This is a genomic window from Mesorhizobium sp. M4A.F.Ca.ET.050.02.1.1, from assembly GCF_003997725.1.
Classification (GTDB): domain Bacteria; phylum Pseudomonadota; class Alphaproteobacteria; order Rhizobiales; family Rhizobiaceae; genus Mesorhizobium.
Map to the genome: position 1 here is coordinate 1 of NZ_RZSG01000275.1, position 7123 is coordinate 7123.

Annotated in this window: 9 protein-coding genes and 1 pseudogene; 4 read left to right on the plus strand and 6 right to left on the minus strand. The window is 64.3% G+C overall.

The annotated features are described in order from the left end of the window. The 3 genes from EOA33_RS18510 to EOA33_RS18520 all read right to left on the minus strand — a co-directional run. On the minus strand, positions 1–231 hold a 231-nt coding region (locus tag EOA33_RS18510; protein ID WP_145989194.1), incomplete at its 3' end, for a Holliday junction ATP-dependent DNA helicase RuvA. Positions 232–241: 10 nt separating this feature from the next. Further along, positions 242–751, minus strand: coding sequence for a crossover junction endodeoxyribonuclease RuvC (ruvC, locus tag EOA33_RS18515; protein WP_126057866.1), 510 nt, complete (start codon positions 749–751; stop codon positions 242–244). 276 nt (positions 752–1027) lie between these two features. Next, positions 1028–1558, minus strand: a complete 531-nt coding sequence (locus EOA33_RS18520) for a DUF1465 family protein (protein WP_126057865.1) — start codon at positions 1556–1558, stop codon at positions 1028–1030. A 534-nt stretch (positions 1559–2092) separates the two neighbouring features. Between EOA33_RS18520 and EOA33_RS18525 the strand changes: the two genes are divergently transcribed. Beyond that, complete coding sequence (locus tag EOA33_RS18525) at positions 2093–2644, plus strand: DUF2269 family protein (RefSeq protein WP_126057864.1); 552 nt, start codon at positions 2093–2095, stop codon at positions 2642–2644. 38 nt (positions 2645–2682) lie between these two features. On the opposite strand, the gene EOA33_RS18530 is transcribed toward EOA33_RS18525, so the two are convergent. Continuing rightward, on the minus strand, positions 2683–3453 hold the full coding sequence (locus tag EOA33_RS18530) for a sulfite exporter TauE/SafE family protein (RefSeq protein ID WP_126057863.1): 771 nt from the start codon (positions 3451–3453) through the stop codon (positions 2683–2685). 183 nt (positions 3454–3636) lie between these two features. Here EOA33_RS18530 and EOA33_RS18535 point away from each other — a divergent pair, with 183 nt between their 5' ends. Then, on the plus strand, positions 3637–4095 hold the full coding sequence (locus EOA33_RS18535) for a GNAT family N-acetyltransferase (protein ID WP_126057862.1): 459 nt from the start codon (positions 3637–3639) through the stop codon (positions 4093–4095). Positions 4096–4133: 38 nt separating this feature from the next. On the opposite strand, the gene EOA33_RS18540 is transcribed toward EOA33_RS18535, so the two are convergent. Next, positions 4134–4568: an SRPBCC domain-containing protein gene (locus EOA33_RS18540; protein WP_126057861.1), complete on the minus strand. Its 435-nt coding sequence runs from the start codon at positions 4566–4568 to the stop codon at positions 4134–4136. Positions 4569–4730: 162 nt separating this feature from the next. Here EOA33_RS18540 and EOA33_RS18545 point away from each other — a divergent pair, with 162 nt between their 5' ends. Then, the gene (locus tag EOA33_RS18545) at positions 4731–5828 is read left to right on the plus strand and encodes an adenylate/guanylate cyclase domain-containing protein (protein ID WP_127406250.1); all 1098 of its coding nucleotides are present in this window, start codon (positions 4731–4733) and stop codon (positions 5826–5828) included. A gap of 89 nt (positions 5829–5917) precedes the next feature. Here the strand turns inward: EOA33_RS18545 and EOA33_RS18550 are convergent, their stop codons facing one another. After that, positions 5918–6358 carry an Lrp/AsnC family transcriptional regulator gene (locus EOA33_RS18550; protein WP_127406249.1) on the minus strand — a complete coding sequence of 147 codons (441 nt, stop codon included), beginning with the start codon at positions 6356–6358 and terminating at the stop codon, positions 5918–5920. Positions 6359–6490: 132 nt separating this feature from the next. On the opposite strand from EOA33_RS18550, the pseudogene EOA33_RS18555 reads away from it, so the two are divergent. Then, positions 6491–7123 (plus strand): annotated as a pseudogene (locus tag EOA33_RS18555) (DMT family transporter); the annotation flags it as partial.

Sequence of the window (7123 nt, forward strand, 5' to 3'; positions counted from 1 at the left end):
GTTCATCAGGAGCCGAAACCATTCGCGCTCGAGCGCCGACTGGAAACCGTAGAGCCGGATCATGTCCTCGCGCACATAGGTCTCGATGAACAGCACCACCGCCTCGCCGGGCGACGGCAGGGAGGCCAGCGTGCGCGCCGAGCAATGGGCGACATAACCGACGCCATGCACGTCGACGAGGCAGAAATCCTCGTCGATCTCGTCCAGCGTGCCCTTCAGTTTGCCTATCATCGCTGTCCCCTTACGCCAGCGCTGCAATCCGGTAGGCGGCGCTTTGCCGGTGATGCGCGTGGCAGATGGCGATGGCAAGCGCATCGGCTGCGTCATCGGTGTCGAACACCGCTTTCGGCATCAGCACCTTGACCATCATGTGGATCTGCTTCTTGTCGCCGTGGCCGACGCCGATCACCGCTTTCTTGACGGCGTTGGGGGCATATTCGGCGACCACCAGCCCGGCGCGCGCCGGCACCAGCATGGCGATGCCGCGCGCCTGGCCGAGCTTCAGCGTCGCCGTCGCATCCTTGTTGACGAAGGTCTGCTCGACCGCGGCCTCATGCGGCATAGCTTGATGCAGCACCTCGACCAACCCATCATGCAGTTGGCAGAGCCTGATCGCGAGCGCCGCCTTGTCGTCGGAACGCACCGTGCCGGAGCCGACGAAGCGCAACGAATTGCCGAGGCTCTCGACGATGCCCCAGCCGGTGCGCCTCAGCCCCGGATCGATGCCGATGATGCGAATCGCTTCCCCCATGCGCCGAGTCTACCTCCAACGCAGGGCGATGCCAGCAAAATGTGAACAAACCAGAAACGGCTCAGGCAGGGACAGGCAGCTTCAGAATTTGGTCTGATGAGCCATATTGCGTTGCTTTCGAGAACCGGAGCGAAGCGTACTCAAGTGCAGTGAGCTGCGCGCAAAATCAAGAAGCGCTACAGCGTCCTTTGCGCGTCCGAAAGGACGCGCGGCGCTGTAGGGAAGCGCAGAAAACGGCGCTGGATGGCCATCAGAGCGAATTATCAAGCTGCCGGATCAGCCGCGGGCGAAGGCCGTGTTCAGCAGGCTGATCTGGTCGGAGACCGGATTGACGCGGCGGGCGGCTGGCGGCATGTCGGCCAGCGCACTGCCGTAGATCTCCTCGTCCATGCGGCGTACCAGCGCCTGCAGGCGCAGCGAGCGGGTGACGAGGTCGAGAAATTCCTTCGGCAGTTCGTTCCAGCCGATCGCCTCGTCATGCGCGGACGCGGTGTCGAGCCGTACCTTGGACTTTTCCGAGGCGACCTGGTCGCGGGTCATCTCGCCGGAATTGGCGGCGCGCTGCAGCAGCAGCCAGGAGGCAACCTGCATCAGCCTGGTGGTCAGCCGCATCGATTCGGCCGCATAGAGCGTCGCAGCCGTCCGCGACAACTTCTTGGCCTCGGCCCGGCCCTTGCCGTCGAGATATTCGGCGGCCTGTTCGACGAGGCCCATGCCCTCCTGATAGAGCGGCTTGAAGGATTGGGAGAAAACCCGGCGCTCCGCCAATTTGATGGTTTTCGCGCTTCCCTTGGAAGGCTCGTTCATCGCTACGCCCCTGCACTGCCGCAAGCCGAATCGGCATTCTTGCCGTAACGCCCTGCACCCTAAAACGACTGAGCTTGAAAATGCGCTTCGCCGCCGGTGAAGGCAAGCACATGTTTAACGAAGGGTTAACGGCCCGGCCGACGGTTCCCGCGGACAAAAAAAGAGCCGCGGATAAGGCGGCTCTCAGGAGTTTAACAGGGAGGCGTCAAACAAAGTGGCTCCAACCACTCGGTAAGAATCCAGATCACTGGATGCGCATAGTAAACGCCTGTAAAGCTTAATGAAGTCTTAACGGCGCCGAGATTTTTTTACCAGGCGCGCCGCTTCTGTGCCGTAACAGGACAGCCGCCGTGATGCCGAATCGGCCCCGGCAATGTGGTTCGGGCCATGGTCCGCCGCACGGCTGCGAATGCCGGTGCCGAAACAAGCCCGCCTCCCACGCGACATCGTTCCGAAACAGGCGCCACGCTAAACGCCCGCTCCTCTGAACCGGCGGGCAAATCCGCTCGACCGCAAATCGCCAGGAGCGAACCCATGGACTGGTATTCGATTGTCAAGTTTCTCCACGTCGTCTCGGCCACTCTGTGGGTCGGCGGCGGTTTCGCGCTGTTCCTGCTTGGACTGCTTGCCGAGCGCGCCGGCAATGTCGAGGGCAAGCTGCAGGCGATGCGCGCCACCGGGCAGTTGGGCAACCGCTACTTCGCGCCGATGTCGATGCTGACGCTGCTGTTCGGCCTCATCATGTGCGCTTTCTGGGTTGGCTTTTCCGACCTTTGGATCCTGATCGGCCTTGCCGGTTACGCCACGACCTTCGCGATCGGCATGCTCGTGTTCAAGCCGAGCGCCGACCGCATGGCCGACATGATCGCGAAGGATGGCGTGACTCCGGCCGTCCTTGCCGTGGGCCAGCGCGTCATGGGCGCCGCCCGCTTCGACTATTCGGTGATGCTGGTGATCATCGCCGACATGGTGCTCAAGCCGACCGTGCACGACATCGCCATCCTCGCCGGCATGGCGCTGGTGGTTGCGGCAGGCGCCACGCTGGCCTTTGGCGGCGGCCGCCGGCTGGTGGAAAGCGCCGCCTGACAGCGCAATTGGCGAGGGCGGCCGGATATTCTCGCCGCCTATATCAGGCCGGCGATCCCGTCCCAGAGCAGCTTGACCGCAACGATCGCGACGGTCGCGTAGGTGAAGGGATAGAAGATCTCCGGCCGCATGCGCCGCACCAGCCAGGCGCCGGCGATGGTCGCCAGCGGCGCCAGCGGCATCAGCACGGCGGACGCCGTCAGGTTGGTGGTGTCGAACTGGCCGAGCGCGAAGTAGGGGATCAGCTTCAGCGCATTGGTGGCGGCGAAGAAGATCGCCGATGTGCCAGACAGCACTTTCGGGTCGAGCCGGATCGGCAGGGCATAGACCTGGAAGGGCGGGCCGCCGACATGGGCGACGAAGCTTGTGAAGCCGGCGACGGTGCCCCAGAAGGCAGCCGCCACGCGGTTGGGCGCAGCTGCATGGTCGGCGCCGTGGCGGAACTGCAGGTAGAGCCAGCGCAGCACGAAGATCAGCGCGACCGCGCCGACGATCAGTCGCACCATCTCCTCGGTGACCAGCGCCGCCGTCAGCCAGCCGAGGCCGATGCCGATCACCGCGCCCGGCATCATGTCGACCAGCATCTTGCGATCGTAGACGCCCCACCACGTCCAGACCGAGACGATGTCCATCAGGCACAGGATCGGCAGCAGGATGGCGGCCGCCTGCACCGGCGGCATGGCCAGCGCCATCAGCGGCACGCCGACGAAGCCGACGGCGCCGCCGAAGCCGCCTTTCGACAGGCCGACGAGAATGACCGCCGGAATGGCGGCGGCATAGAACCACGGATCGCTGAGCAGGCCTGACATGGGGTGAGAGCGGCTGGAGGATGGCGGGAGCCCTGCAATAGACCAGAAAGCGGTATATCGCGATAGCCAATGTGCTCTGGCAGCCGCCTGCGCGATCAACTGTCCGTAACACAGCTTTTGCGGATTTGCGGCAAGCGCATGGCCCATGCATAAGGTCGCCGGACCCGTGCATGAGGTTTGACAATGAGCGAAATCCGCATCCGCCGCGCCGAGGAAGCCGATCTCCCGGCCATCGTCACCATGCTCGCGGACGATCCACTGGGTCGCGGTCGGGAGGACGCCAGCCAACCGCTGGCCAAATCCTATCGGGACGCCTTCGCGGCTGTCGACGCCGACCCCAACCAGTTCCTGGCCGTCATGACGGATGATGGCCGCGTCATCGGCACGCTGCAGATCTCCTATCTCGCCGGCCTGTCGCTGCGGGGCGCATGGCGCGGCCAGATTGAGGCCGTCCGCGTCGCCGCAGACCGGCGCGGCGAGCGGCTCGGGCAGCTCCTGCTCGAATGGGCGATCGGGGAATGCCGCAAGCGCGGCTGCAGGGTCGTCCAGTTGACGACCAACAAGAGCCGGGCGGATGCGCACCGCTTCTATGAACGGCTCGGCTTCAAGGCGAGCCACATCGGCTACAAGCTGGAGCTCTAGCGGTTGGTGTCGTGGCTGTCGGTAATCGCGGCCGCAGCCTACATCTTGTCAGGTCCCGGGTCGCCGCCGGCGGCGGTGATTGCGAGCCGGCCCAGATAGTGCGTCCAGCCCTTCTCATGGCTGTCGCAAATCTCTCGGTCGGCAAGGCCGCTATGGGTGAGCTTGACCCGCGTTCCGCCGGACTCTTCGACCAGGTCGATTTCAACAAGGCTCGAACCCGGCGGAGTCTGGTCGTTGCCCTCCCAGCCGAAGCTGTAGGCAAGGCGGTGGACGGGTACGACCTCGGTGAATTGGCCGCGTGCCGTGGCCCTTCCTGCCAAATTCAGCAAGTAAAGACCGCCGGGGTTGGGTTCCGCCGTTGCCTCCGTTCCCATCCAGCGCACGATCTTGTCGGGATCTGTCAGGAAGGCGAAAACCGTCGCCGGCGGCGCCGCGATCTGCACCTCACGACGAACGATCAAGGGTTCAGCCATCGAAATCTCCCGGGTGTGCGCGCCGCAACACGGCTCGCCCGACACACGGCGCCGGACCAGCGCATTCGATTCGAAGCTAAATCGCCCTTCCTTTCAACAAAAAACTCCTCGGGTTGTTTCGCGCTGGTGACAGCGACGGAACGCCGAAGCATGATCGTGTCGATGCGGCTTTCTTCAACTCTCGCCTGGTTGGTCGACCGCGCCGGCAGCGCCGTCCAACCGGATGCCTTTCTGGCCACGCTCGGCGCGCGACTGGTTGACGATGGGCTGCCGCTCGCCGGTGGATCCCTGACGCTCGCCGCGCCGCATCCGATCATAACGCGCCGCGCCTGGCTGTGGCGGGCCGAGACAGGCGTCGTCATGGAGGCGCTGGGTTTTGGCGCCGGCACGATGCCTGGAACCGGGGAGGGCGATCTCGGACGCGAATGGCTGGCGGGACTGGGAACGGGTGTCGTGCACAATTACACGGTCGGGCCTGAGCGTCAGGATACGCAATCCGAGAGTCCAAAACTGAATTGGGTCGCGGTCCGCCCTCTCGCGGAGCACGAATCGAATACACTGGACCAGGTGGCACGCTTCGCCGCCGCGCCACTTGCCGCTCTCGCTGCCAGGTCGGCGCTGTCGGCCCTGCTTGAGGCCTATCTTGGGCAGCGAAGCGCGGCGCAGGTGTTGGCCGGCCGTTCTCGGCGCGAGGTTGGTGAGACGATCCGTGCCGTCCTGCTCTACAGCGATTTGCGGGACTTTACCGCCCTGTCGGAGGAGACGGACGCCGAACAGGTCGTGGCGGCGCTCAACGCTAGCTTCGACCGCATCGCTGGTGCCGTTCACGCTTTCGGCGGCGAGGTGCTGAAATTCATCGGCGATGGGGTGCTGGCGATCTTTCCTGTCGGCGAGCGCTCGGCTTCAGTGGCTTGCGAGGCAGCGTTGCGCGCGATCGGAGCGGCGCGGGCGGGAATGGCGCAGCTCAATCAGGACCGTGCCAGACAGGGCATGCCCGAACTGCAGTTCGGCATGGCGCTGCATCTGGGCGACATGGTCTGGGGCAATATCGGCACAGCCGACCGGCTCGATTTCACCGCGATCGGCCCGGCCGTGAATCTCGTCAGCAGGCTCGAAGGCCTGTGCCGGCCGCTTGGACGGAGCGTGCTGATCTCGGGCGCTGTCGCGGCGGAAACATCAACGCCCGTGGTCGCGCTGGGCGAACATCAATTGCGCGGAATCGCCAGATCGTGCGCCGTCTTCGGCCTGCCGGACGGGTGACCTCAAGAGCGGTTCACCGTTTCACGGAAACGCCGAATTGCTTTTACGCAATTCCGGACGGAGAACCGCTCACGGCTTTTCTGAAATAGCTAGACGCCCAGCGGCGGCGGGCGGCGGCGGATCGGCTGCGCCTTGATGATGGCGGTGCTCGTCTCCGCCTTGTCGGCGATCCGGTCGAGAAGCCGATCGAGCTCGCCGATCGAGCGCACGAACAGCCGCGCGACGAAGCAGTCGTCGCCCGTCACCTTGTCGCATTCGCCGAATTCGGGCGTCTCCTCGATCAGCTTCTGCACGATGTGCAATTTGCCCGGCAGCGGCCGGATGCGCACGATCGCCTGCAGCGGGTAGCCGAGCGCTTCCGAATCGACCTCGATGGTGAAGGCGCGGATGACGCCGCGCTCCTCCAGCCGCCGCAGCCGCTCCGAAACGCTCGGTGACGACATGCCGACTTGCTGCGCCAGATCTTTCAGCGACGTTCTGGAATCCCGGACGAGGATGTCGAGAAGGTGCCTGTCAAGATCGTCGAGCATTTTCACATTCTACGATAAAGAGTGGTTTTGCCTAATTTAATTAGGTCAATACGGCATACCATCTTTCTGTCGGCATGGAAATGGCCGTCGGAGCTTGAGATCATGCAGCCATAAAGATCTAGAGGCTGCCTCATGAACAATACTCTGCACGGCACGGTCGAAATGACCGCGGCAATGGCGATCCTCGGCACGATCGGTTGGTTCGTCGTGCTTTCTGGCCAGCCTGCCATTGATGTGGTGTTCTGGCGATGCGCCTTCGGCGCGGCGACGCTGCTCGTCATCTGCGCCGCGCTCGGCCTGCTGCGCGGGACATTGACGCCGCGCGTCGCTGGGCTTGCCGTTCTCGGCGGCGCTGCCATCGTCATCAATTGGCTGCTGCTGTTCAGCGCCTTTCCCCGCGCCTCGATCTCGATCGCCACCGCCGTGTACAACACCCAGCCCTTCATGCTGGTTGGCTTCGGGGCGCTCTTCCTTGGCGAACGCCTGACCCTGGCCAAGCTGGCCTGGCTCGCCATCGCCTTCGCCGGCATGCTGCTGATCGTACAGACCGGGCCCGATGCCGGCGATGTCGGCACCGACTATTTCACCGGGATCGTGATGGCGCTGGGGGCGGCCTTCTTCTGGGCCGTGGCGGCAATCGTCACCAAGACGCTGTCATGCTGGCGCCCTTCGCCAATCTTTCCCACCTCACCGCCGACGCCCGGAGCTGGGTTATGCTGGCGACGCTCGGCGTCGTCCACACCGGTTTGATGTACATATTGATGT

What these genes read in the sequence shown, in the direction of transcription:
- ruvC (WP_126057866.1), bottom strand. Translation starts at nt 751, where the DNA reads ATGGGGGAAGCGATTCGCATCATCGGCATCGATCCGGGGCTGAGGCGC.
- EOA33_RS18520 (WP_126057865.1), bottom strand. Translation starts at nt 1,558, where the DNA reads ATGAACGAGCCTTCCAAGGGAAGCGCGAAAACCATCAAATTGGCGGAG.
- EOA33_RS18525 (WP_126057864.1), top strand. Translation starts at nt 2,093, where the DNA reads ATGGACTGGTATTCGATTGTCAAGTTTCTCCACGTCGTCTCGGCCACT.
- EOA33_RS18530 (WP_126057863.1), bottom strand. Translation starts at nt 3,453, where the DNA reads ATGTCAGGCCTGCTCAGCGATCCGTGGTTCTATGCCGCCGCCATTCCG.
- EOA33_RS18535 (WP_126057862.1), top strand. Translation starts at nt 3,637, where the DNA reads ATGAGCGAAATCCGCATCCGCCGCGCCGAGGAAGCCGATCTCCCGGCC.
- EOA33_RS18540 (WP_126057861.1), bottom strand. Translation starts at nt 4,568, where the DNA reads ATGGCTGAACCCTTGATCGTTCGTCGTGAGGTGCAGATCGCGGCGCCG.
- EOA33_RS18545 (WP_127406250.1), top strand. Translation starts at nt 4,731, where the DNA reads ATGCGGCTTTCTTCAACTCTCGCCTGGTTGGTCGACCGCGCCGGCAGC.
- EOA33_RS18550 (WP_127406249.1), bottom strand. Translation starts at nt 6,358, where the DNA reads ATGCTCGACGATCTTGACAGGCACCTTCTCGACATCCTCGTCCGGGAT.